Source organism: Janibacter endophyticus, assembly GCF_016888335.1.
GTDB lineage: Bacteria > Actinomycetota > Actinomycetes > Actinomycetales > Dermatophilaceae > Marihabitans > Marihabitans endophyticum.
The window spans coordinates 495525-519996 of record NZ_JAFEJG010000004.1 but is presented as its reverse complement, the minus strand read 5'-3'; the positions used below and the strand labels follow the sequence as shown (position 1 = coordinate 519996).

The following is a 24472-nucleotide window of genomic DNA, read 5'->3' as shown; positions in this document are numbered from 1 at the left end:
CGGGAGGGGTAGCGGGCGCCCTGACCTGGACGGATCTCAGATCGTCGTCGCCTGCCCCGCCAACCAGGTGCGGTGACCGCCGTCGAGGTTGCGGACGTCGCGGCCGAGCTGGGTGAGCAGCCGGGTCGCCGCGTGCCCACGCTGGCCGACGGCGCACGTCACGACGAGCGGGCCCTCGGGCAGCTCGTCGGCGCGCTCCCGGATCTCGTCGAGCGGCAGGTTGACGGCACCCGGGAGCGAGCCCTGCGCGAACTCGCCCGGCGTGCGCACGTCGACCAGGCTCACCCCTTCGTCCTGCAGCCCGGCGACCTCGTGCCACTGGACCGAGCGGGTCGTGCCGGCGCGGAGGTTGTCGGCGATGTGGCCGAGCATGTTGACCGGATCCTTCGCCGAGCCGAACTGCGGCGCGTACGCGAGCTCGAGGTCGGCGAGGGCGCTCGCGGTGAGCCCGCCCGTCATGGCCGTGGCGATGACGTCGATCCGCTTGTCCGCGCCGGAGCGTCCCACCGCCTGCGCGCCGAGGATCGCGTCGCTCTCGGGGTCGACGAGCAGCTTGATCGCGAGCTGGTCCGCGCCCGGGTAGTAGCCGGCGTGCGAGGCGGGGTGCGTGTGGATCGCGCGGTAGGCGCGGCCGGCGGCGCGCAGCCGCTTCTCGTTCCAGCCCGTCGTCGCGACCTGCAGCCCGAGCACGCCGACGATCGCGGTGCCGAGCACCGGACGGCCCCGGCCGGGGAGCCCCGCGATGTGGTCGGCGACCCGCCGGCCCTGGAGGTTCGCGGTGTTGGCGAGCGGGACGAGGACCTCGCTGCCGTCGAGGGCGTCGCGCTTCTCGACGGCGTCGCCCACGGCGTAGACGAAGGGGTCGCTCGTCCGGTGGTGCTCGTCGACGACGATCCCGCCGCGCTCGCCGACCTCGAGGCCGGCTGCCTCGGCGAGCGTGCTGTCCGGGCGCACCCCGATCGCGGCGACGACGAGGTCGGCCGGCAGCTCCTCGCCCGAGGCGAGGGTCACCCCCTTCGCCCCGATGGCCGTGACCTGCTCGCCGAGGCGCAGGTCGACGCCCGCCTCGCGCAGGACGGCGTGCACGGGCGCGGCCATCTCCGGGTCGAGCGGCGCCATGACCTGGTCGGCCGCCTCGACGACGACGACCCGCAGGCCGCGGCGGTGGAGGTTCTCGGCCATCTCGATGCCGATGAAGCCGCCGCCGATGACGACCGCGGTCTGCGCGCCGGCCGTCGCGGCGACCATCGCGTCGGTGTCCTCGACGTCGCGCAGCGAGAGGGCGCGCTCGATGCCGGGGATCGGCGGGCGGACCGGGCGGGCGCCAGGCGCGAGGACGAGCCGGTCGTAGGCGAGCTCGCTCGTCTCGCCGGTGCGGGTGTCGCGCACCTCGACGACCTGCCGGTCACGCTCGATCGCGGTCACCTCGGTGCCCACCCGCACGTCGAGGCGGAAGCGCGCCGCCAGCGACTCGGGCGTCTGCAGCAGCAGGCTGTCGCGCTGCTCGATGACGCCGCCCACGTGGTAGGGCAGACCGCAGTTGGCGAAGGAGACGTGGCCGCTGCGCTCCAGCACCACGATCTCGGCCTGCTCGTCGAGCCTGCGCAACCTCGTCGCCGCGCTCATGCCGCCGGCGACCCCTCCGATGATCACTGTCCTCATGGAGACGTTTATACCCCCTGGGGTATTCTGATGCACATCGACGCACGCCGGCGCCGTGGATGTCATCGTCCCCTGCCCGTGCCAATGCCAAAGAGCCCGGACCCCAAGGGGATCCGGGCTCTTTCGGCGGGTGGGTGGTTCCCGAAAGTCCATGACCTGCGGCGACCTCGCGACCAAGCTCACCGCTGGCACAGGCGGCGATGCCGGCCAAGCACCGCGGCATCGCAACCAATCGTGGCCGTCGGGCTCGCGTCACACCGCCCAGATTGACGTAACCAAGAAGCAGCGAGGGGTGTAATTGCTTTGAGCGAGCGTTCCGGTCGGTTGCGTCACTCCCCGCGGCTAACCTGCGTTCGTGGATGCATCGCTGGTCATCTCCGCTGACCTTTACAGGTACTGGCACGTCGATTACCAGAACGGGGCCATCCGAATCGTTTGCCAGGACGGTCGGGTCATCCAGGACGAACTCGCGGACCGGCACCGGCCGACCAACTCTCAGGTCGCCACCTCGACATTCGACTGGGACAATTGGTGGATCTGGTCGACCACGACCAGGAACGACGTCATCCTCACCGAAGGGTTCAACCCCGCTTCCCCACCCCCTCTCAACGGCCGACCGGCCGTCTATCTCGACCAGAACCGGTGGCGGACCGTCGCCGATGTCTTGCACGAACCGGCCCGCGTGAAAGACCTCAGCGAGCGACGCGCAGCTCAAGATCTCATCCGACTCGCCGATGGCGGCGGCATCGTCCTGCCCCTGTCGACAGGGCACTTGCTCGAGACCGCGGGGCTGCATGGCGACCGCCGCTACGAGATCGGCGTAGCGATGGCCCACTTGGCCCACGGGTGGCAGATCCGGAACCCGCTAGACCTGTGGAAGCACGAGGTCGACCGGTCGATCCGAGAGCGTCTGGGCGGAGTGGAGAAGGCACCCGTGCTGTACCCGATCGTCACGGAACCCGGTGCGCTCTTCGGCACAGACACGTCTCTCGGCATCACCGATGACACTCCGGAGATCGATAAGTTCATGGCGATGCTGACCATGCCGAGCGTCATCCTGGATGTGCTCGTCGACCGTGAGCGGATCCCGAAGAATTCGCTCACGAAGTGGGTGACCCATCACGCCACAATTACGGCGCAAATCCATGCAGAGGACTTGCCGAAGGAACAGCGTCGGCGACTCGCGCGACGCCGCTACTGGAATGAGAACATCGCCTTCTACACATCGGCGTACCGGCGGCTCATGAGCTCCGCAGACTTCCCGACGTTCAGCGACGCGGAGTTGGCACGATTGTTCGCCGACTCGCCAATGGTGGGGCTGGTGTCCGAACTCTTCATCCGCCGTTTCATCGACCACATGGGCAAGTGGGAGCGCAACGACCTGGTCGACATGTTCCACCTGTCCAGCGCGGCGGGTTACGCCGACTACGTGTGCGCTGAGGCTCACACCGGCACGCAACTCCGAGAGGCACAGCGCGCGCTCGGGCGTCCCGAGACCGTTTTCACGACCCTTGCCGACCTGGTCACCGCGGTTCGTCGCGACGGCGCCCGGGCCGACTCCGAGCGCGCCGGCTCCGACTAAATCGCTGCGCGGTTCGGGAGCGCTCTGGCCCTCCGCCTGCGACGACCCGGGCTAGCGATCGCCGATCCGGGATCGTGTCGGTGATGTCCGTCAGACTGGCGGTGTGGTGGTGACCCCGCGAGCGGAAGTGGACGGATGGACGAGGCAGAGTTCGCCAGGCATCTCGACCTGGGGCGCAAGAACGCCCGGATCATGGAGCTCTGCGCGAATCACTGCCGGCACATGCGGTTCGTGGAGTCCAGCGGACGCGGGATGCTCGAGGAAGTGTCCGGGCTGCCGTTGAACTCAAGGCGGGTGGAGTGCCCAGTCGCCATCGGGAACACGTCCGGGATGCAGTTGGACTACGTGACATTCGAGTTCTACGCCGAACACTGCGTGGGCTGCGACATGCGGGACCCGACGGGGCGACTGCCGAACCTGGAGACCGAGGCTCTGGCACGCCAGCAACAGGCCGAGGCTCAGGAAGCCGAACGGGCTGAGGAGCTTCGGGTCCGGGGCGTTGCGCGCGCTGAGCGAGTGGAGCGACGGCGGAGCTTGCGGGCGACCGCAGACCCGGCGACCATCGGGATCCTGGACGACCTCGATGTTCTCGATCCGGACCCTGCGGTTGAGGTCGACGCCGAGGCGACGGCCGCGGCGCGACGTCGGCTGACGACGGTTGCAGGCCGTGCGGCGGACCGGTTCGACGAGCGCCTCATCGACGAGCTGTTCGACGCCGTGGAGAGCGTCGGGCTTGCCGAGCTGTTGGACCCGTTGCGGCACCTGGCGGCGCGGCGCCCAGAACTCACGGGGCGCTTGTTGACTGCCGCGCTGGCGGCGTTGCGCACGTTCCCGTCGCCGGAGGCGGGCCGCTGCCTGACCGACCACCCGGACGGAGTGGACGCTAAGGCTGTCGACGATGCCGTCATCTGGGCGGTCGTGGCACTGGCGGGGTCGAAGACACCGGGCGACCATCACTTCTCCGGCCCGACGCCGGTGGTGCAGGCGAACGACCCAAGACCGTTGCGGGTACTCGCGGACCTATGTCCGGACAGATTGGTCGCACGGCTGGGTGAGATGCTGCCGCGGCCCGCGGTGACGGGGATCATCATCAACCCGGCGCTCCAGCCGCGACAGGTCTCCGACTTCGACCGGCGGGCCGCCGCTGGCACAGTCGAGCATCTCGCCAGCACCCACCTCGGGCTGGCTATCCGGCTGTTGCCGAACCTGGCCGTCTCTCTCGGCGTTCCAGCGGAGGACAGTTACGACCCAGACACGGTCGGGACCGCCGAAAGGGCGCTCGCCCGGATGTTTATCGCCGCACCCGTCCGGATTGCCGGGATGCTGGAGGATGCGGGCCGGCACTCGTCCAATGAGATTCGGGACGGTCTCGTCGGCTCGGTCCGGCATGCCTTGGAGATGATCGATACCGAGTACGTCCACCGTCGCGCTCACGACCCGGTGCCGACGCCCGAGGAGGAGGCGGCGGTCGCCGATGCGGCGTTCGCGTTCTTCCTCGCGCGCCTCGATGAGTCGTGGGGGCATCAGGTGACGTTCTCCGCCGCCGAGTCCATCGAGCAGATGGGCCGCTGGCACCGCACCGCCCTCGCAGGACACGTGGACGCGACCCTCGGATCGTTCGTGACACTGACCCGGCACCGGCTCACCGAACAAAGGAGCGTGCTCACCTCGACCGCTGCGCCAGACCCGCTCGCGCCGATGGAGGCGTGGTCGCGCAAGCACAGCCTGTACCAGTCCGCCCGACGCCTGTTGAGCGCGGTCGAGGCCGCCTCATCGACTAACCCGTTGGCCGTGTGCCAAACCATCACGGCGCTCATCACAAGCGAACGTGACAGCGACCTGGGCGACGAGGTGGTGTCCCCGCTGCTGGCCACGCTCGGCGAGGTCGGCCGACGCCACGGGCACCAGCCCGGAGTGCTCCAGGCCATCCTGCCGACCCTCCATACCTACCTGGTCGATGCCGACCCCAGACCTCGCTCCGCGGCGCTAGAGGCATGGACAACGATTGGCAGATCTCACGCCCTCCCATCGACGGTCGCGGACCTCCTCCCCGCGCTGGTCTCGGACGCATACGTCGTGATGATTGATGCCGTCCTCGCGGCCGCGTGCCGACTCCCGTGGCCGGACCAAGAGTCCAAGATCCGGTTGGCCTTACACGCTGCGACCGTGATGGAGGGCATCGACGTCTCCGACCACCTGGATACGTTCCTGACGTCAATCTCCGCACTGCGGCACCATGTGTCGGACCCCGTCGCGCTCGCTGAGCTGGAGAAGAAGGCCTTGGTTCGGGTTCCGAAACTCGAGTGGTACCAGGCGAGGAAGGTGATCGAGCAGCCGTGGCAGCCGGATGCACGGGTGGCGCCGGAGCTCGCGGTGGTGTGGTTAGCGCTGGCACCGCGAGACACCTACGGGCTCCGGCAGCGCGACGAGGCCGAGGAGGCGCTGAACGGACTTCTCGACTGCGGCGTCGGCCTCCTCGGCCTCCCGGCCGCCGACATCATCAACATCGGCGCGGCGCACTCGCCGGAGTCGCACTACGGGTCGATGGAGTACGCCGAGGTCCTCGCCCGAGCAGAACGGCGGGACGATGTCGTCGCGCTGCTCGAGAGTGCGTTGACTCGGATCCCGGATGAGCCGGCGCGCAGTTCACAACGCGCGCTGGCCGCCCTCGCGGCCGCGGTCGCACGCCTGCACGTGACCCTCGAGCCGGACGTACCGGACGACGCGAAGGTCCGCGACGCGGTCGACGAGGTCGGCGCCGCGATCAGCATCTGCCTGGGTCACCCCGAGGATGCCTTGCGATGGCTGCGGCCGTTTGCCACGGCCGCCGCAACGCGCGCAGCGATCGTCTGCACTTTGCTCCACGTTCCGACGCCCGCCCCGGTCACCGCCGCCCTCGCGGACATCCCGGCCGACGAGTCCTCGATCACCTCTGTCGAGCCGACCGACCCGGCCGAAGGGTTAAAGGCGCGCGCACAACGGCTGCGTGACCTAGCGGCCGTCCTCCAGCGCGGCGGGAGATCCACCGGGACAGCGACCCACGACGGGCTCGTCATCACTGCGCGGCTGCTCCACGCTGTCGCGCACCTCCTAGACGCCGACGGTGCCGACCTGAACGCCGACGCCAAGCAGGCCATCGCGCACCGGACCGCAGCAGCACGCCGCGCCGCCGCCATCGACCTCGACGCCTACCGGGACGACGACCCGCTCCTGCCTCGCGCCCGAGCCCTTCGGGCCATCCTCGCGGCAGATCCCGACCCGGCCAAAACCCTCGACCTGGGCACGGTTCTCACCGCTGCGGCCGGTCTGCCAGCGCCGTTGCTGTTCATCCGAAAACCCGAACGCCAACGCGGTTTCGGGCCATGGACGCCGCCCGCCGAACCTGAGCCGGACAGTACGACAGTCGCGGTCGCTCTGGTCTCGATCGACGACACGCTCCTCACCGGCCCTGCCATCGTTGACCCGGCCCTCACCCACACGCTGAGCCTGCAGGTGCAGACGGACCCATGGCCGGCCTGGGTCGAACGGCTGGACGCCGAGCTCATCAGCACGCTGAACGAGACCGAGCTCCAGCGGCCTGCGCTCACCTGGCAGCGCCACCAACAGGCCGGTGACCCGGACACTTACGAAGGAACTGGCAGCCTTCACGTGCGCTATGCCGTCCCCACCACCCAGCACGCACCGCCGGTCCTGGTGCGCCTCACCTGGCGCGGCACCGACGAGAACGGCAACCCGAAGAGCCAGCCCCTCGACGTCGCTGGCCACCGCGAGTTCCGTGTTCGTCCCTACGACCCCGCCCGCGACGCCACTACCCAGTACGAGGTGTTCGACGAGCACCTCCTCGGCATCTACGAGAAGCTCGCCGCCGCCGGCTACCCGCACAACCAGCTCCAGCCGTTCGCCCGCCTCCTCAACGCCGTCTCACGCGCCGGGCTCGCCATGACCTGGAACAAGAAGTACCGCCGTGGCCAGTACGTGAGGGAACGCCAGTTCCACGACGACCTGCACGCCGCCCTCCTCGCCGACCCCACCCTCGAAGGGCGAGTCGAACGCGGCACCCCGCTCGGGCACGGGTTCCTCGACACCCGACACGACGGCATCACCGCCGAACTCAAGGTCGCCCGCGACCAGCCCGTCACCCCTCAGTCAGCCACCAAGTACATCGGACAGCCGACCCAGTACGCCGCGGCCGACGGCGCCCGCCTCTCCATCCTCGTCGTCCTCGACATGAGCCGCAAAGTGCTTCCCATCGGCACTCCCGAGAACTACCTGTTCGTCCTAGGCCCCAAGCAGCACGGGATGACCGACCCGCACTCTCCCAGCGTCGTGGTCACCCTCGTGATCAACGGCAACCTACCCACCCCCAGCAGCTGGTCGCGCCGCAAGACCCCGACGACCGGCAACCCCTGACGGAAGCGCACGACGCGCTAGCAGCCCATCCCACCCGAACCATCAGAGGACCCGAGCAACGCCCCGCTCGACGACACCCCCCAGTCTGTGCGTCAATGCACCTGGCCGCCCGTGGGCATCGCTCACAGCGGTCCTTGACGTGCGTCACTTCGCCGCAAGTGACGCACTCTTCGCCACAGCCGTCTGAGTCGGGCACGCCGACCGCGACGCGTTCCGGAATGGGCGTCGGCCGCGGCGGTAGTCTGCACCTATCAGTCGGCCTCACCAGCCGAGACCCCGATGAGATCAGCGTCTGACCAGCGCAGCGAAGCGACATGGCGGACGTGATCGACGGGAGCAGGTGAGGCGAGTGAGGACCAGCGAAGACGACAAGGTCTCGGTCGCGCCTGCGCGTGCCGGTCGACCAGCCGCTCGGTCGCGGCGCTTCGCACCCAACGAGATCGTCCGCGTCGAGGTGCGCATGCCCGCGACGATCGCCGCCCAGGTGTTCGCCCTCGCTGCCGACACCGGCCGGCCCGTGAGCGCCACCGCCTCCGACCTCCTGGCTGCCGCTCTCGCCGCGCGAGAGGGGCCCTGCGTGACATGACCCGGTCGGCGCAGGACGCCGATCATGCGAAAGGCCGGGAGTGCCATCCCGGCCGATTCGCCCTGACAGCGGACGACACCGCTGCTTCGCAATACTCACCCCCATGCGGAGGGCTTTGCCATGCCATCTTCCGATTCCAGAACTGCCGACGTCAACCATGACACGGTCGGCGAGTCGCGTTCCGCGGCCGAGCTGGCCGTGCGCCGCTACGTGCCGAACTCCCTACGCCCGGATCAGTGGGCGGCGATATCTGAGTTCACGGTCGACATCGCGCTTCGTCTCGGCGCGAGTCACCCAAAGCGGGCCATCGAGTCGATGCGCACACTCTCGCAGTTCATTCACTGGGCGCGCACCCAAGGTCTCCCGCTCGACGTGGAGCTGATCTTCGACCCCGACACGGTCGAGGGCTACATCGCCGGTGGCTGCCCCCACCTCGCTGCTTCCTCCAGAGCGACACGGCGCGCATACCTGCGCAGCTACGGACGACAGATCACCACCACAGCACCTTGGCCCCCGTCCATCCGGCCGCTGCGCCAGGACTACGCGGTCGTGCCCTACAGCGACGCCGAGGTCGCCAGGCTGCTCGAAGTCGCCGCATCGCAACGCACTACAACCCAGCGACGCCATCTGCAGGCGCTCCTCGCACTCGGTCTCGGTGCCGGCCTCTTCCCCAAGGAGTCATGGTCGGTCACCACCGATGATCTGATGGAGAAGCACGGCTTCCTCTGCCTGACGGTGCCCGGGGACCGACCCCGGGTCGTGCCGATCCTCCCGCCCCACGACGACACGCTGCGGGCGATCTGCCGAGATGATCCAGGCTCGACACTGCTCGGCTACGTCGCGCCGGAATGGGACAGGTCTCGGCTGAGCAACCTGCTCGGCAAGAGCGAGTTCCCTCCCGGCACACCGGTGATCAAGCTACACCGGCTACGAGCCACGTGGTTCCTGCACCACATGCGCAACCTCGTTCCTCTCAACGAGCTCTCAAAAGTCGCTGGACTCAGCACGGCGAAGACCTTCGGCCATCTCATGCGCTACCTCCCCGACCTTCCCGAGGCCGAGGTGTTCGCCCAGATGACGAGGCGATGAGCCGAGCGGCCAAGAATCCTCAAGGGTCAGGTACGGCGGCCAGCCGGGTCCTGATCGCAAGGAGGCTGACCAAGGCGCAGCAGATCGCCCGCGCCATCGGATGTGCCGACAGTCCCGCCATGAGAAGCCTATTGGACCACGCCGCGCCCCGGTTCGGTCGTCCTCGCAAGATCCCCTTGCGGTCGATCGCGATCCTGCTCGCCCTGCATGCGATCCGCACCGGCTCATCGATGATCATCTCCCGGGTCGTCAGCACAGCCGACGACCTCACCCCGAGCGAGCGACACATGATCGGCATCCCGAAAGGGGTCGCCCTCAGCGACAAGAGAATCCGCAGTGGCGTGACCGCACTCATCGGTCGCTCGGCCGCCGGTCTGCAGATCTCGCACGACCACCCCGAAGCCGATCCCGTCACCGGCGAGGTCATCGACTGCGGTCCTAGCTGTCCCCATGTGGACATCGGGCTGGACGAGATCCTCACCGACATCGTCCTGGCCAGCCTGCCGACGGAGTACCTGTCCTCACTGCCGACGGCCGTCGCCGTCGACGGCACTGACATCGAGTCGCACTACCGGAGCCGTCGTCACGGCCCAACCACGCCAGCCGGCCAGAAGTGGGACTGCGTCGACACCGAAGTCGCCCTGGGCAAACGCACACCCACCGACCGACGCCGCAACGAGTTCTACCTCGGATACGAAGCCCACATCGCCACAATCGTCCCGACCGGCACCGACCAAGAGATCCCGCTTCTGGCAGTGGGCCTTGCGCTGCGACCCGGGGTCCGAGACAGGTGCCCAGCAGCACTGGCGATCATCCGCCGCCTCGGCACCGTCACCGAAGTCCTCGCTGACCGCGCCTACACCACCGCCAAGCCCGAGCACTGGGCACGGCCCCTCCGGACCATGGGTATAACCGACACTAAGGATCTGCACGAGACCCAACGAGGCGTCCGACCCGGCCCCGTGCCCGACACCATCTGGCTCGACGGTCGCCTCCACAGTGCCGCCATCCCCACCGATCTACGGGAGCTCGACCCGCCACGACCCGCCGACCCCGCCGCCACCAAAGCCCGCCGTCGCGAGGAGTTCGACCGACGCCGCAAGTACGAGTTCGTCGCGCACAAGGCACCGGACCCGGTGACCGGCGCCCAACGCTTCAAAGGCCCAGCCCTGGCGGGACGAGTGCGATGCCGGAACGTGCCCAAGAGCATGCGCAACGACCCCACAACCCGCCCACTCACCGCCTGCCAGAAGGGCACGCCGTGCGGATGCGGGGCCACCGTCACCGTGCCCGTCACCACCTTGGAACGCGACCGCCAACCGCTGCCCTGGCAGAGCACTGCCTGGGCGAAGTCCTGGAACCGGCGCAGCCGCATCGAAGGACTCAACGGCCTGGCCCGCTACCTCGACGTCAACCTCAACCGCGGCTTCATCCGCTGCCGCGGACGCGCCGCCACCGGACTGCTCACCGCCTTCGCGCTGCTGGGCATGAACGTTCGCCGTCTGCACAAGTGGCACACCACCCGCGAGTTCGACGACCCCTGGCGGCTGGTCCTCGACGAACAGCCAGACGACCGGCCCCTCGACCACTACTACCGCACCGATCGGCGAGCTCGCAGCCCCGGTGAGCGTCCGTAGCCGCGCTTCCTCCCAACGCTTGATCCAGTTGTGCAGCAACCTGCTGCACTATTGCCCGGATCGGCTCTCCAACAACTCGAACGCGCTCTCGCACGGGTTCAATGACGTCTCTCCGGTGCGTCAGCCCTCCTCAACCGGCCCCGGACAACACGCTCCACCCGTCCGGCGTCCTCGAACTGACAGCAACGACGAAGTCCCCGGTCAGATCGCTCTGACCGGGGACTTTCGGGAGGAGATGACCCCGACATTCGGGAACATCCCGGCGGGTGCGCAAGGGGGGATTTGAACCCCCACGCCCGTAAGGACACTGCCACCTGAAGACAGCGCGTCTGCCGTTCCGCCACTTGCGCGTGGTGCTCCGCTGCACGGCCGAGCCGCCAGGGAACCCGCCTATTGTGCCTGACTCCCGCGGCGATCACCAAAGCCGATCCGGCGAGGGGGGTCCCCCCTTCGCCCCGCAGCCCACCCACCCCGGTGCACGATCTGCGCATGAGGCTGCGCACCGTGTCCCCACGGAGCCGGGGGTGGACCCGCCGGCGGGCCGGCCGCGGCTTCACCTACCTCGACCACGAGGGGCGGCGGCTCCCCGAGGCCGACGTCGAGCGGATCCGCTCGCTCGCCATCCCGCCCGCGTGGGAGGACGTGTGGGTCTGCCCGCTGCCCAACGGGCACATCCAGGCCGTCGGCACCGACGCGGCCGGGCGGCGGCAGTACCTGTACCACCCGGCCTGGCGCACGCAGCGCGACGAGGCGAAGTTCGACCGGGTCATCGCTGCGGCCGGGCGTCTGCCGACCGTCCGGGCGCGGGTCCTCGATGACCTCGCCCTCGAGGGGATGCCGCTGACCCGCGCCACCGCGACCGCCGTGCGCCTGCTCGACCTCGGCTCCTTCCGGATCGGCAACCAGACGTACACCGACGAGCACGGCTCCTTCGGCCTGACGACCCTCGAGCGCAGCCACGTCCGGGCGACCAAGGGCGCGCTCGTCTTCGCCTTCACCGGCAAGAGCGGGATCGAGCAGGAGGTCGTCATCGACGACCCGGTCGTCACGAGCGCGCTCACGGTGCTGCGGACGCGGCGCGGCGGCAGCACCCGGCTGCTCGCCTACCGCGACGGGCGGCGCTGGGCCGACCTCGACGCCGCGCTCGTCAACGCCTACCTCGCGGAGCTCTTCGGCGGAGAGCTGACGGCCAAGGACTTCCGGACGTGGCACGCGACGGTCCACGCGGCGGTCGCACTCGCCCGCTCCGAGGAGCCCGGCGACACCAAGGCCTCCCGCCGCCGCGCGGTCAAGGCCGCCGTCGAGGAGGTCTCCGCCTACCTCGGCAACACCCCGACCATCGCGAAGAACAGCTACATCGACCCGCGCGTCCTCGACCTCTACGAGAACGGTCGCGTGGTGCAGCTGACGGCCCGCAGGCGCACGCCCGAGCAGGAGCAGGCGTACGTCGAGCGGGCCGTCCGGCGGATGCTGACGAAGGGGTAGACCCGGGGCTACTCCGCGGCGTCGCCGGCCGAGCCGTGCTCGAGCGCATCGACGAGGGCGCTGCTGAAGGCCGGGATGTCGTCCGGGTTGCGGCTGGTGATGAGGTTGCCGTCGACGACGTTGCGCTCGTCGACCCAGGTGCCGCCGGCGTTGGTGATGTCGGTCCTGAGGCTCGGCCACGAGGTGAGGGTGCGGCCCTTGAGGACGTCGGCCTCGACGAGCGTCCACGGGGCGTGGCAGATCGCGGCGACGGTCTTGCCGGCGCTGACCATGTCGCGGACGAGGCTGACGGCGCCCTTGTCCATGCGCAGGACGTCGGGGTTGGCGACGCCGCCCGGGAGGACGAGCGCGTCGAAGTCGTCGGCGCTCACCTCGGACACGGTCTTGTCGACCGGCCTGGTGTCGCCCTTGTCTAGGTGGTGGAACATCTGGACCTCGCCGCTCTCCGTCGAGACGAGCACGGCCTCGTGCCCGGCGTCGGTGACGGCGGCCCACGGCTCGGTGAGCTCGACCTGCTCGATGCCCTCGGGGGCGACGAGGAATGCGACCTTCTTGCTGGCCATCAGGGGGCCTCCTTCGATCGGGGGCTTTCCACGCTAGGTGACCGGGAGGACGTTTCCCCAGGTCAGTCCCACCCCTTCGCACGAGCCCAGGCTCGTCCGATGGAAAGTGGCCGTCCCGGATCGCACGAGCCAAGGCTCGTGCGATGGGTTGGAGGCGAAGGGGGCGGTACGAGCCTTGGCTCGTGCGAAAAGGGTGGGGTGGGGTCGGCTGGGGTGGGGTGGGGTCGGTTGGGGTGGGGCGGGTGGGGCAGGAGTGCGGGGGCCGTCAGAGGAGGCGGTGGATCGCGGCGGTGGCATCGGTGAGGTAGCGCAGGACGACCTCGCGGTCCCTCTCGGAGAGGTCGTCGTCGAGGGCGGCGAGCTGGGTGATCATCGGCATGAGGTGCCCGACGATCTCGGCGCGACCGGACTCAGAGATCTCGACGACCGTGCGGCGCCGGTCCTGCGGGTGCGGTCCGCGCACGGCATAGCCCCGGGCGACGAGCCGGTCGATGATCCCGGAGGCCGCGGCGGACGTCACGGCGAGCGAGCGCGCGATCTCCCCCGGCCCGCGAGGATGATCACTCAGGAGGTCGAGCACCGCGATCTCGTTGTAGGACAAGCCCGCCCGGCGAGCCATCGCTCCCGGCACGGCCCCCGCGACCTGCACGAGCGAGCGAAGGACAAACGCTGGACGCAGGTTGGACACGTTTATCCGGCGTGCACTATCTTCGCTCACGAGATATCTCACTTACTTAGTTGAACCAACATTAATCGCCCGAAGGAGTCTAGCCCCGTGGCTGACCGCATCGCCGCCTTCCTCACCGGGCGCAGGTCCGCCTGGGCCGTGCTCCTCCTCGGTCTCGTGCTCACCGGACTGGTCTTCGGCATGGGGCAGGCCGAGCGCAGCGTCTCCCCGACCGACTCCCTGCCCGAGGGCTCTGACAGCGCCGTGGCCGCCCAGCTGCGCGATGAGCTCCCCGACGAGGAGAGCGTCGGCGCGCTCATCCTCTTCACCGCCGACGAGGGCGAGATCGACAAGCGCCAGCTCCCCGCGCTGGCCCAGGCGACCGGTATGCCCGACGCCCAGGTCATCCCGAGCGAGGACGGCACTGCAGCGATAGCCTTCGTCCCGATCGACGAGACCTCCAATGTCGGCATCCGCGAGGCCGTCCGCGACCTGCGCGCCGACCTCGACGAGGCCGCCCCCGACGGCATCACCGCGCAGGTGACCGGCCCGGCCGGCGTCCAGGCCGACCTCTCCGCCGTCTTCGAGGGCGCGAACTTCCGCCTCCTCGCCGTCACCGCCTCCGTCGTCGCGGTCCTGCTGATCCTCACCTACCGCAGCCCGATCCTCTGGCTCATCCCGCTGACCGTCATCGGCATCGGTGACCGCGTCGCGACCCTCTTCGCCACCCAGGTCCTCGAGCGCACCGGCACCGCGTGGGACGACTCGACGACCGGCATCCTCTCCGTCCTCGTCTTCGGCGCGGGCACGAACTACGCCCTGCTCCTCATGTCGCGCTACCGCGACGAGCTGCGCACCCACGAGGACCGCCGGGTCGCCTTGACCCGCGCCACGGCCCGCACCTTCGAGCCGGTCCTCGCCAGCGCCACGACGGTCGTCGTCGGCGTGCTCTGCCTCCTGCTCTCGCTCACCCCGGGCACCCGCGGCCTCGGCCTCGCCTCCGCGGTCGGCATCATCGTCGCTGCGATCTCGGCGCTCGTCGTCCTGCCTGCCGCCCTCTCGCTCTTCGGCCGTTGGGTCTTCTGGCCCAAGACCCCCAAGGTCGGCGACACGACCCTCTCGGACGGCACCTCGCTGTGGCGCCGCATCGGTGACAACGTCGCCGCGCGCCCCAAGACCTTCGTCGCGGGCGCCGCCGCCTTCCTCCTCCTGCTCTCGCTCGGCGCCGGCTTCGTCAAGCTCGGCCTGCCGCAGTCGGAGCAGTTCCTCCAAAAGCCCGAGGCGATCGCCGCCGCGGAGCGGCTCTCCGAGTCCTTCCCCGCCGGCGCCTCGGACCCCGCCGTCATCATGACGAAGGGGGACCCGCAGGCGGTCGTCGCGGCCGCCCAGTCGGTCGACGGGGTCGACTCGGCCCGTCCCGCCGCCGAGGGTGACGGGCTCACCGAGGTCACCGCGGTCCTCGCCGACGCCCCCGACAGCGACGAGGCCGAGGTGACCGTCGCCTCCCTTCGCGACGCCCTCTCGGACATCCCCGAGACCTACGTCGGAGGGACGACCGCCGAGGCGATCGACGTCGGTGAGGGCGCCCAGCGCGACCGGCTGCTCATCCTCCCGCTGATCCTCGGCCTGGTCTTCCTGGCCCTCGTCCTGATCTTCCGGTCCCTTGTCGCCCCGATCATCCTCGTGACGGCGGTGCTCGCCACGAACGTCGCCGCGATCGGGGTCTCGTGGTGGCTCTTCACGAAGGTCTTCGGCTTCAGCGCCCTCGACCAGACGACGATCCTCTACGCCTTCCTCTTCCTCGTGGCGCTCGGCGTGGACTACACGATCTTCCTCGTCAGCCGGGCCAAGGAGGAGGCGCCCGGGCACGGCACCCGCGAGGGCATGCTCCGGGCGCTCGCCGCGACCGGTGGCGTCATCACGAGCGCCGGCATCCTGCTCGCCGCGGTCTTCGCGGTGCTCGGCGTGCTGCCGCTCGTCGTGCTCGCGCAGGTCGGCGTCATCATCTGCATCGGTGTCCTCCTCGACACCCTGCTCGTGCGCACCGTCGTCGTCCCCGCGATCGCCCTCGTGCTCGGCGACACGTTCTGGTGGCCGCGCAAGCCGGGCCGCGCCGAGCAGCAGGCCGTCGACGCCTGATCACGGACCCGGCGGGTGCGAGCGCGGGCAGGGGCGCGCTCGCACCCGCCCTGACGCGTCCAGGGATCCGCCAGGCTGCGTGGTTAGGATCGGCAGGTCAGTTGTGACCGTCAGCGCGACCGGAGCCGAAGGGAGGTCCGCGTGAGCCTCTTCGAGCGCATGGAGCGCAAGCTCGAGCGGACCGTCAACGGCGTCTTCGCCAAGGCGTTCCGCTCCGAGGTCCAGCCCCTCGAGCTCGCCTCGGCTGTCCGCCGCGCGATGGACGACCGCGCCACCCTCATCGGCCGTGGTCGCACCGCGGTGCCCAACCTCTTCACCATCGAGCTCTCCCCCGGCGACTACGACCGGCTCCTCGAGTACGACGAAGAGCTCGAGGACGAGCTCATCGCGGCCGCCGAGGAGCACGCCGAGACGCAGCGCTACCGGCCCGGCGGCCCGCTCCAGGTGATCTTCGAGTCCGACGAGGCGCTCGAGACCGGTGTCTTCCGGGTCCGGCCCGCGACGGCCCGCCGCCGCGTCGAGGATGCCGCCGCCGCGCGCTCGTCCGTCCGTGACTACCAGGAGGACTACGTCGAGGAGGAGGGCGAGGACTACGACGAGTACTCCGCGCCCATCCCCCAGCAGGGCGCCGCCGACGCCCACGACGACGACGAGTGGTGGGACGACGACGAGGCCGAGGACGAGCCGGCCGAGCACGCGGCCTGGGAACCCCCTTCGCCCCAGCCGGCACCCCCTTCACCCCCGGCCGCCCCGCCCCGCCGCCCCCGCGTCCAGGACCTCCCGTGGCTCGAGGTCGACGGCGAGCGCTACCCGCTCATGAGCGCGATGACCGTCCTCGGCCGCGACGAGAGCGCCGACGTCATCCTCGAGGACCCGGGCATCTCCCGCCGCCACGCCGAGGTGCGGGTGACCAACGACGGTCCCCGCCAGGTCGCCCACCTGCGCGACCTCGGCAGCACCAACGGCACGTACGTCAACGGGGACAAGGTCGACGCCAGCCCGCTGGCCGACGGAGACCGGATCACCGTCGGGCGCACGAGCGCCATCTTCCGGATGGCACGCCGGTAGCCCGGCTACCCTGCCCCAGCGGCCCCGCCGCCCGACCCGAGACAGGAGCGTGAATGAGCGAGCTGACCGTCACCGTGCTGCGCCTCGGCCTGCTCGTGCTCCTGTGGGCCTTCGTGCTCTCCCTCGCCGGGGTGCTGCGCTCCGACCTCTACGGCACCCGGGTCATCAACCGCAGCGGTCCGTCCTCGGCCGGCAACGGCCGGGCGAAGGGGGACAAGGTCGCCTCACCGCGGCGCAACCCCCGTACCCCGACCCACCTCGTCGTCACCTCCGGGACGCTCACCGGCACGCGGCTGCCGCTGCGTGACAAGGGCGTCCTCATCGGCCGCAACCCCGAGTGCAGCCTCGTCCTCGACGACGACTTCGCCTCGGGCCGGCACGCGCGGATCATCCGTGGTGAGGACGGCTGGTTCGTCGAGGACCTCGGCAGCACCAACGGCACCTTCATCGGGCAGTTCCGCGTCGGCGAGGCGATCCCCGTCGAGGCCGGGACGACCGTGCGCATCGGCAAGACGCTCCTCGAGCTGCGGAGCTGATCGATGCCCATCGGCCTCCGCTACGCAGCCCGCTCCGACGTCGGCCTCGTCCGCTCGGACAACCAGGACTCCGGCTACGCCGGGCCGCACCTGCTCGTCGTCGCCGACGGCATGGGCGGGCACGCCGGGGGTGACATCGCCTCCTCGACCGTCATCACCGAGCTCGTCGAGATCGACCACGACTCGCTCGCGGCCGGCGAGGCGAGCACCCAGCTGAGCCGCGCCCTCGCCCGGGCCAACCGCGAGATCGCGCGGATCGCCGAGGAGCGCAGCGAGCTCACCGGCATGGGGACGACGACGACGGCCCTCATGCGGGCCCGCAACAAGCTGATCCTCGCCCACATCGGCGACTCCCGCGCCTACCTGCTGCGCGACGAGGTCTTCACCCAGATCACCACTGACCACTCCTTCGTCCAGACCCTCATCGACGAGGGCCGGATCACCGAGGACGAGGCCTCCACGCACCCGCAGCGCTCAGTCGTGACCCGCGTGCTCACCGGCGACGAGGACGACGAGCCCGACGTCGGTGCCCGCGAGGCCCGCATCGGCGACCGTTACCTGCTGTGCTCCGACGGGCTCTCCGGCTTCGTCGCGCGCGACACCATCGAGGAGCAGCTGAGCGCGGGGCTCTCCCCGGCCGAGACCGCGGACAACCTCATCGCCCTCGCGCTCAAGGCCGGCGCCCCCGACAACGTCACCGTGATCGTCGCCGACGTCGTCAACTCCTCCGGCCCGACGCCGCCCTCGACCCAGCCGCAGGTCGTCGGCGCGGCCGCCCAGCGCAGCTCGGCGACGCGGGCCGTCCCCACGACCCCCGCCGCCAAGGCCGCCGCCCTGACCCGCGAGACCGAGGACGACGAGCGACCCGAGCTCGCCGAGGAGGGCAGATCCTCGCGCACGGGCCGCTGGCTGCGCCGGCTCGCCGCCCTCGGTGTCGTGGCGCTGATCCTCGGCGCGGGTGGCTACGGCGCGTGGGCCTGGACCCAGCAGCAGTACTACATCGGCGACTCCGAGGGCCGGGTGACGATCTACCGCGGCATCCCCTCCGACCTCGGGCCGATCTCGCTCTCCTCCCCCGTCGACCAGACCGACGTCCTCCTGTCCGACCTGCCCGACTTCTACCGCACGAGCGTCGAGGAGACGGTGACCGTCGACTCCGAGCGCGACGCGCAGAAGAAGGTCGACGACCTGCGCGTCGCCGCGAAGCGGTGCGCGACCCTGCGGAGCACCGGAGAGCCATGCGGTCGCTGAGGACGGTCACGACGATCGCCCCGAAGCGGGGCCGCAACGTCGAGCTCCTCCTCATCGCCCTGGCGATCGGGGTGGTGGTCCTCGCCTACGTCAACGTCGAGGTCGCCGCCAACGGCTCGGTCCCCGCCGGCCTCCTCGGCCACGCGGGCCTGCTCGCCGTCATCGCGCTCGTCTTCCACGTCGTCCTTCGCTGGCGGGCCTCCTACGCCGACCCGTTGATCCTCCCGATCGTCACGCTGCTCAACGGCATCGGGGTCGTGATGATCCACCGGCTCGACATCGCCGCCGGGCGCGACTTCAGCGACGGGCTGGCCCTCAAGCAGCTCCAGTGGACCGCGCTGGGCGTGGCGATCGCGCTCGCGGTGCTCGTCCTGCTCCGCGACCACCGCGTGCTGCGCCGCTACACCTACACCGCGGGCCTGGCCGGCTTCGTCCTCCTGCTCCTGCCGCTCCTGCCGGTCATCGGTCACGACGCCTTCGGCGCGAACATCTGGATCAAGATCGGTCCCTTCACCTTCCAGCCGGCCGAGGTCGCCAAGATCGCGCTCGCGATCTTCTTCGCCGGCTACCTCGTCCAGACGCGCGACGTCCTGGCGCTGGCCGGCCGCAAGGTCCTCGGCATGACCCTCCCTCGTGGCCGCGACCTCGGCCCGATCCTCCTCGCGTGGGTCGCCTCCGTCCTCGTCCTCGTCCTCGAGACCGACCTCGGCACCTCGCTGCTCCTCTTCGGCCTCTTCGTCTCGATGCTCTACGTCGCGACCGAGCGGATCAGCTGGATCGCGATCGGCCTGACCCTCGCGGCGGCCGGCGCCTTCGTCGCCTACCGGCTCTTCTCCCACCTCCAGACCCGCGTGCTGTGCTGGTTCGACCCCTTCAGCGACGAAGGGGTGGAGAAGTGCGGTCAGCTGGTCAGCGGCATCATGGGCCTGTCGGCCGGTGGCCTCCTCGGGACCGGCCTCGGCCGGGGGCGGCCGTGGTCGACCCCGCTGCCGGAGACCGACTTCATCTTCAGCAGCCTCGGCGAGGAGCTCGGGCTCGTCGGCATCATGGCGATCCTCGCGCTCTACGCGATCCTCGTGGAGCGCGGCATGCGCTCGGCGATCGGCCTGCGCGACGGCTTCGGCAAGCTGCTCGCCACCGGCCTGGCCTTCACCGTCGCCCTCCAGGTCTTCGTCGTCGTCGGTGGTGTCACCCGGGTCATCCCGCTCACCGGTCTCACCCTCCCCTTCGTCGCCTACGGCGGGTCCTCCCTGCTGGCGAACTGGACGCTTGCCGCCCTGCTGCTGCGGATCAGCGACCACGCGCGCCGCCCCGAGCCCGAGCTGGACACGGCGTCGATGGACGCCCCCACCGAGGTGGTGAGGACCGGGTGAACGAGCCCATCCGACGCCTCTCCACGCTCGCCGCTGCGCTCTTCGTCGCGCTGCTGGTCGCCTCGACCTGGCTGCAGGTCATCGGGGCCGAGTCGATCAACGAGCGACCCGACAACCGCCGCACCGCGCTGAAGAACTACGCGCAGGAACGCGGCCAGATCCTCATCGACGGCCAGCCGCTGGCCCGCTCGGAGCCCTCCGACGACGAGCTGCGCTGGCAGCGCGTCTACAGCGACCCCGAGCTCTACGCCCATCTCACCGGCTACTACTCCTTCGAGTACGGCGCCGGCGGCGGCCTCGAAGGGGCCGCCAACTCACTGCTCACCGGCACCGACGACAGGCTCTTCTACGGCCGCGTCTCCGACATCCTCTCCGGCAAGCGCCCCGTGGGCGCCTCGCTCGAGCTGACGATCAACCCCAGGGCGCAGCGCGCCGCCCGGGAGGCCCTCGGCGACCAGCAGGGCGCCGTCGTTGCGCTCGACCCGCGCACCGGGGCGATCCTCGCGATGTACTCCTCCCCGTCGTACGACCCGAGCCCCCTCGTCAGCCACAAGAGCGGCGACGCCGCCAAGGCGTGGGAGCGGCTGACCTCCGACCCGACCCGGCCGATGGTCAACCGGGCCATCGCCGGCAACCTCTACCCGCCCGGCTCGGTCTTCAAGGTCGTCACCGCTGCCGCGGCCATCGAGTCCGGTGACTTCGACGAGGACTCCTCGATCCCCGGCCCCGCCCGGCTCGACCTGCCGCAGACCACCTCCGACCTGCCGAACAGCAGCCCCGGCCCCTGCGGTCCGAACGACCGCGTCACCCTGCGCATCGCGATGCAGAACTCGTGCAACACCGCCTTCGGGTGGCTCGGCATGGAGCTCGGCGGCGACGCGGTCGCCGACCAGGCCGAGAAGTTCGGCTTCGGCGACAAGCTCGAGATCCCGATGTCGGTGACCCCGTCGATCTTCCCGGCCGACCTCAACCCCCCGCAGGAGGCGCAGTCGGCGATCGGTCAGTACGAGGTGCGCACCACGCCGCTCCAGGTCGCGATGATGAGTGCCGGGGTCGCCAACGACGGCATCGTCATGCGCCCCTACCTCGTCGAGCGCGTGCAGGGCGACGACCTCTCGGTGATCTCCGAGACCCAGCCCGAGCAGCTCTCCCGGGCCGTCGAGCCCGACACCGCCGCCCAGCTGACCGACATGATGACGGCCGTCGTCGAGTCCGGCACCGGCCGCCAGGCCGCGGTGCCCGGCGTGAGCGTCGCCGGCAAGACCGGCACGGCCCAGCACGCCGCCGGCGCGGCACCGCACGCCTGGTTCACCGGCTTCGCCCCGGCGGACAACCCCGAGGTGGTCGTCGCCGTCGTCGTGGAGGACGGCGGCCGGGCCGGCAGCGAGGCCTACGGCGGCTCGGTCGCGGGACCGATCAGCGCGGCCGTGATGCGGGCGGTGCTCGAGTGAGCGACGGACCGCACGTGCTCCGTGTGGCCCGATCAGCGACAATGGCCGCACAGGAAGAGAGGAACTCGTGACTACTCCCACCCCGCGGCTGCTCGGCGGCCGTTACGAGCTCGGTGAGCTCATCGGTCGGGGAGGAATGGCCGAGGTCCACCGTGGCTACGACACGCGTCTCGGGCGACCTGTCGCCATCAAGATCCTGCGCACCGACCACGCCCGCGACGCCTCCTTCCTCCACCGCTTCCGCCGCGAGGCCCAGTCCGTCGCCGGCCTCAACCACCGCTCGATCGTCGCCGTCTACGACTCCGGCGAGGACCGCATGACCGAGTCCGGCGGGGCCGAGCTCGCTGTCCCGTACATCGTCATGGAGCTCGTCGAGGGCCACACCCTGCGCGAGGTCCTCAACGAGGAGGGCCCGCTGAGCCCGGACGAGGCGGCCCGGGTCTGCGAAGGCGTCCTCGACGCCCTCGAGTACAGCCACCGGATGGGCATCGTCCACCGCGACATCAAGCCGGGCAACGTCATGCTCGGTGCCGACGGCTCGGTCAAGGTCATGGACTTCGGCATCGCCCGCGCGCTCGCCGACGCCCAGGCCACGATGACGCAGACCGCGGCCGTCATCGGCACGGCCCAGTACGTCTCCCCGGAGCAGGCCCGCGGCGAGACCGTCGACAACCGCAGCGACGTCTACTCCGTGGGTTGCCTGCTCTTCGAGCTCCTCACGGGCCGCACCCCTTACGTCGGCGAGCCGATCAGCCTGACCTACCAGCACGTCAACGCCGACATCCCGCTGCCCAGCTCGTTCGAGCCGGACGTGCCGCCCGCGCTCGACGCCGTCGTCGCCGGCGCTCTCACCAAGGACCGCGACGACCGCTACCCCGACGCCGGCGACATGGCCGAGGACCTGCGCGCCTTCCGCTCGGGCCGTCAGGTCGGCGCCCTGGCGAAGGGGGCCCTGGCCGGCGTCCTCGGGGCGGGCGAGACCCGCTCCGGCGCACCCGCCGACCCGACGATGGCGCTGCCGGCCGCCGGGGCCGCGGGCGCCGCCGGCGCAGGGGTGACCGGTGACACCTCGACCTTCGCCCCGGTGCGCGAGCCGCTGGCTGCTGAGCCGCAGCGCCCCCGCCGCGGACTGGGCTGGGTGCTCGCCCTCCTCCTGCTCATCCCGATCGCCGCTCTCGGGTGGTACGCCTGGGACGCCAACCAGCCGGACCCCGTCCCGGTGGTGACCGTCCCGCAGCTCGTCGGGCTCGACGAGGACGCGGCGGAGGCCAAGCTCAACGAGCTGGGGCTCGACGGTGACGCGACCTCGGAGAACAACCAGGCCCCGGCAGGCGAGGTCTTCGAGCAGGGCCACGACGCCGGTGCCCGGGTGCCCGAGGGCACCTCGATCGCCTACAAGGTCTCACTCGGTCCCGAGCAGTCGCAGGTGCCGCAGATCGTCGGCAAGACCCGGGCCGAGGCCACGAAGGCGCTCACCGACGCGGGCCTCGAGGTCGGTGAGGTCACCAACGAGGACAGCCCCGAGCAGGCGAAGAACCGGGTCGTCTCGTCGAACCCCTCCGAGTACGAGACCGTCGAGAAGGGCGCGAAGGTCAACCTCGTCATCGCGACCGGCAAGGTGGAGCTGCCCGACCTCAGGGGCCGGCAGGTCAGCGAGGTGCGCGCGTTGCTCTACGACCTCGAGCTGGAGATCACGGAGGAGGAGCAGGCCTCCGACGAGCCCCCCGGGCAGATCCTCGAGCAGCGACCCGGCGCCGGCAAGGTCGACCAGGGCACGAAGGTCGTCCTCGTCGTCGCCCGCCCGCAGGACCGGACCGTGACCCGGACCCGGACCGAGACGCCGACGCCCACCGAGACCCCGACGACCACCGAGCCGGAGGAACCGCCGACGACGGCGCCGACGGATCCCCCTTCGTCACCGACGGCACCCGACCCGGAGCCGACGACCCCGCCGACCCCCTAGGACTCGTCAGGGTGGCGACGCTCGAAGCCGACCGAGATCTCCTGGAACCCCTTGAGCCGCTGCGCCTTGACCTGGCCCTCGTAGGCGCGCCGGTCGGCGTCGGTGAGGACGACCCCGTCGGTGAAGACGGTGAGCAGCGAGCGCGGCCACAGCCGCTCGACGAGGACGACGTTGAGCTGGACGCACAGCAGCACGACGACGGCGTTGCTGTAGATGAAGACGAGCAGGCCAAAGACGATGGCGAAGACGGAGTTGAGGTCGCTCGCCCGGGCGACGACGGTCCCGATGTAGGTGACGCCGACGCCCTGCAGGAGGTAGAAGAGCACCGAGGCGATGACCGCACCCGGCAGCACCTGGCGCGGGGTGAGCGTCTTCGACGTCGCGACGATGAAGAGCAGGACGAAGACGCCGGTGTTGAGGATGATCGAGCCGAGGTCGACGGCGATCGACTCCCAGCCGTCGACGACAAGCCGGTTCGCGACCTGGGTCAGCACGCTCGTCGCGACGACCGCCACCCCCGCCGTGCAGATCATCAGCACGCCCCGCGCGCGGGAGAGGAAGGGGTTGGGGCGGCTGTTGCGCGGGACCATCCACGCCGTGTTCATCGCGTACTGGAGGGCCTGACCGACGCCGAGACCGCCGTAGATCGCCGCCACCGAGCCGACGACGAGGCCGATCGGGCTGCCGCTCAGCGTCCCCGTCTTGCGCAGCTCCTCGCCGACGATGGGGAACTCCGAGATCGCCGAGTCGAGGATCCGTTGCTGCCACTGCGGGTAGCCCTCGAGGACGAGGCCGAGGATCGTCGAGAAGAGCAGGAAGAGGGGGAAGAGCGAGAGGAAGCCGTAGTAGGTGATGAGCGCCGCGAGGTAGCCGCCGAAGTCGTCGAGGAACTTGTAGGCGACGCCGAGGGGGAAGCCGAGCACGGTGTGCTTGCGCTGGAAGGCGTCGAAGCGGCCGATCGCGTCGTCCTCCCCCGTCGCCGTCGGGTCGCTCCCCTGCTCGCTCACCTC

The 24472-nt window shown here is 70.4% G+C and carries 17 protein-coding genes and 1 tRNA gene; 13 read left to right on the top strand and 5 right to left on the bottom strand.

Annotated elements, in window-relative coordinates:
- Nucleotides 1–36 precede the first annotated feature (36 nt).
- Complete coding sequence (locus tag JNO54_RS02505) at nucleotides 37–1662, bottom strand: FAD-dependent oxidoreductase (RefSeq protein ID WP_204142468.1); 1626 nt, start codon at nucleotides 1660–1662, stop codon at nucleotides 37–39.
- A gap of 355 nt (nucleotides 1663–2017) precedes the next feature.
- Here JNO54_RS02505 and JNO54_RS02500 point away from each other — a divergent pair, with 355 nt between their 5' ends.
- The 5 genes from JNO54_RS02500 (at nucleotide 2018) to JNO54_RS02480 (ending at nucleotide 10966) form a co-directional block, all read left to right on the top strand.
- A complete protein-coding gene (locus tag JNO54_RS02500) occupies nucleotides 2018–3244 on the top strand; it encodes a hypothetical protein (protein WP_204142467.1) in 1227 nt (408 codons plus the stop codon).
- 135 nt (nucleotides 3245–3379) lie between these two features.
- The gene (locus JNO54_RS02495; RefSeq protein ID WP_204142466.1) at nucleotides 3380–7654 is read left to right on the top strand and encodes a hypothetical protein; all 4275 of its coding nucleotides are present in this window, start codon (nucleotides 3380–3382) and stop codon (nucleotides 7652–7654) included.
- A 349-nt stretch (nucleotides 7655–8003) separates the two neighbouring features.
- Entirely contained in the window at nucleotides 8004–8240 is a 237-nt protein-coding gene (locus JNO54_RS02490; protein ID WP_204142465.1) for a mechanosensitive ion channel protein MscS, read from the top strand.
- Between the two features lie 120 nt (nucleotides 8241–8360).
- Entirely contained in the window at nucleotides 8361–9329 is a 969-nt protein-coding gene (locus JNO54_RS02485; RefSeq protein ID WP_204142464.1) for a site-specific integrase, read from the top strand.
- On the top strand, nucleotides 9326–10966 hold the full coding sequence (locus JNO54_RS02480) for a hypothetical protein (RefSeq protein WP_204142463.1): 1641 nt from the start codon (nucleotides 9326–9328) through the stop codon (nucleotides 10964–10966). Before JNO54_RS02485 ends, JNO54_RS02480 begins: the two co-directional genes overlap by 4 nt.
- Before the next feature lie 267 nt (nucleotides 10967–11233).
- Here JNO54_RS02480 and JNO54_RS02475 read toward each other — a convergent pair.
- Nucleotides 11234–11316 (bottom strand) — tRNA-Leu (locus tag JNO54_RS02475).
- 139 nt (nucleotides 11317–11455) lie between these two features.
- Here JNO54_RS02475 and JNO54_RS02470 point away from each other — a divergent pair.
- Nucleotides 11456–12451 (top strand): DNA topoisomerase IB, encoded by a 996-nt coding sequence (locus tag JNO54_RS02470; RefSeq protein WP_204142462.1) that lies wholly within the window; start codon nucleotides 11456–11458, stop codon nucleotides 12449–12451.
- Nucleotides 12452–12459: 8 nt separating this feature from the next.
- Here JNO54_RS02470 and JNO54_RS02465 read toward each other — a convergent pair whose 3' ends face one another.
- Entirely contained in the window at nucleotides 12460–13014 is a 555-nt protein-coding gene (locus JNO54_RS02465; RefSeq protein ID WP_204142461.1) for a type 1 glutamine amidotransferase domain-containing protein, read from the bottom strand.
- Between the two features lie 265 nt (nucleotides 13015–13279).
- Nucleotides 13280–13663 carry a MarR family winged helix-turn-helix transcriptional regulator gene (locus JNO54_RS02460; protein WP_307818023.1) on the bottom strand — a complete coding sequence of 128 codons (384 nt, stop codon included), beginning with the start codon at nucleotides 13661–13663 and terminating at the stop codon, nucleotides 13280–13282.
- Nucleotides 13664–13789: 126 nt separating this feature from the next.
- Between JNO54_RS02460 and JNO54_RS02455 the strand changes: the two genes are divergently transcribed.
- The 7 genes from JNO54_RS02455 to pknB all read left to right on the top strand — a co-directional run bounded on the left by JNO54_RS02455 (nucleotide 13790) and on the right by pknB (nucleotide 23462).
- Entirely contained in the window at nucleotides 13790–15820 is a 2031-nt protein-coding gene (locus JNO54_RS02455; RefSeq protein ID WP_307818022.1) for an MMPL family transporter, read from the top strand.
- Nucleotides 15821–15961: 141 nt separating this feature from the next.
- The gene (locus tag JNO54_RS02450) at nucleotides 15962–16888 is read left to right on the top strand and encodes an FHA domain-containing protein (protein ID WP_307818021.1); all 927 of its coding nucleotides are present in this window, start codon (nucleotides 15962–15964) and stop codon (nucleotides 16886–16888) included.
- 53 nt (nucleotides 16889–16941) lie between these two features.
- Nucleotides 16942–17424 (top strand): FHA domain-containing protein FhaB/FipA, encoded by a 483-nt coding sequence (locus tag JNO54_RS02445; RefSeq protein WP_204142460.1) that lies wholly within the window; start codon nucleotides 16942–16944, stop codon nucleotides 17422–17424.
- Between the two features lie 3 nt (nucleotides 17425–17427).
- Nucleotides 17428–18675 carry a Stp1/IreP family PP2C-type Ser/Thr phosphatase gene (locus JNO54_RS02440; RefSeq protein ID WP_204142459.1) on the top strand — a complete coding sequence of 416 codons (1248 nt, stop codon included), beginning with the start codon at nucleotides 17428–17430 and terminating at the stop codon, nucleotides 18673–18675.
- On the top strand, nucleotides 18663–20048 hold the full coding sequence (locus JNO54_RS02435) for an FtsW/RodA/SpoVE family cell cycle protein (protein WP_204142458.1): 1386 nt from the start codon (nucleotides 18663–18665) through the stop codon (nucleotides 20046–20048). Before JNO54_RS02440 ends, JNO54_RS02435 begins: the two co-directional genes overlap by 13 nt.
- Nucleotides 20045–21499 (top strand): peptidoglycan D,D-transpeptidase FtsI family protein, encoded by a 1455-nt coding sequence (locus JNO54_RS02430; protein ID WP_204142457.1) that lies wholly within the window; start codon nucleotides 20045–20047, stop codon nucleotides 21497–21499. The genes JNO54_RS02435 and JNO54_RS02430 overlap by 4 nt, the downstream gene beginning before the upstream one ends.
- A 67-nt stretch (nucleotides 21500–21566) precedes the next feature.
- Nucleotides 21567–23462: a Stk1 family PASTA domain-containing Ser/Thr kinase gene (gene pknB, locus JNO54_RS02425; RefSeq protein WP_307818020.1), complete on the top strand. Its 1896-nt coding sequence runs from the start codon at nucleotides 21567–21569 to the stop codon at nucleotides 23460–23462.
- On the opposite strand, the gene JNO54_RS02420 is transcribed toward pknB, so the two are convergent.
- The gene (locus JNO54_RS02420; protein WP_204142456.1) at nucleotides 23459–24469 is read right to left on the bottom strand and encodes a YihY/virulence factor BrkB family protein; all 1011 of its coding nucleotides are present in this window, start codon (nucleotides 24467–24469) and stop codon (nucleotides 23459–23461) included. The genes pknB and JNO54_RS02420 overlap by 4 nt on opposite strands.
- Nucleotides 24470–24472 lie beyond the last annotated feature (3 nt).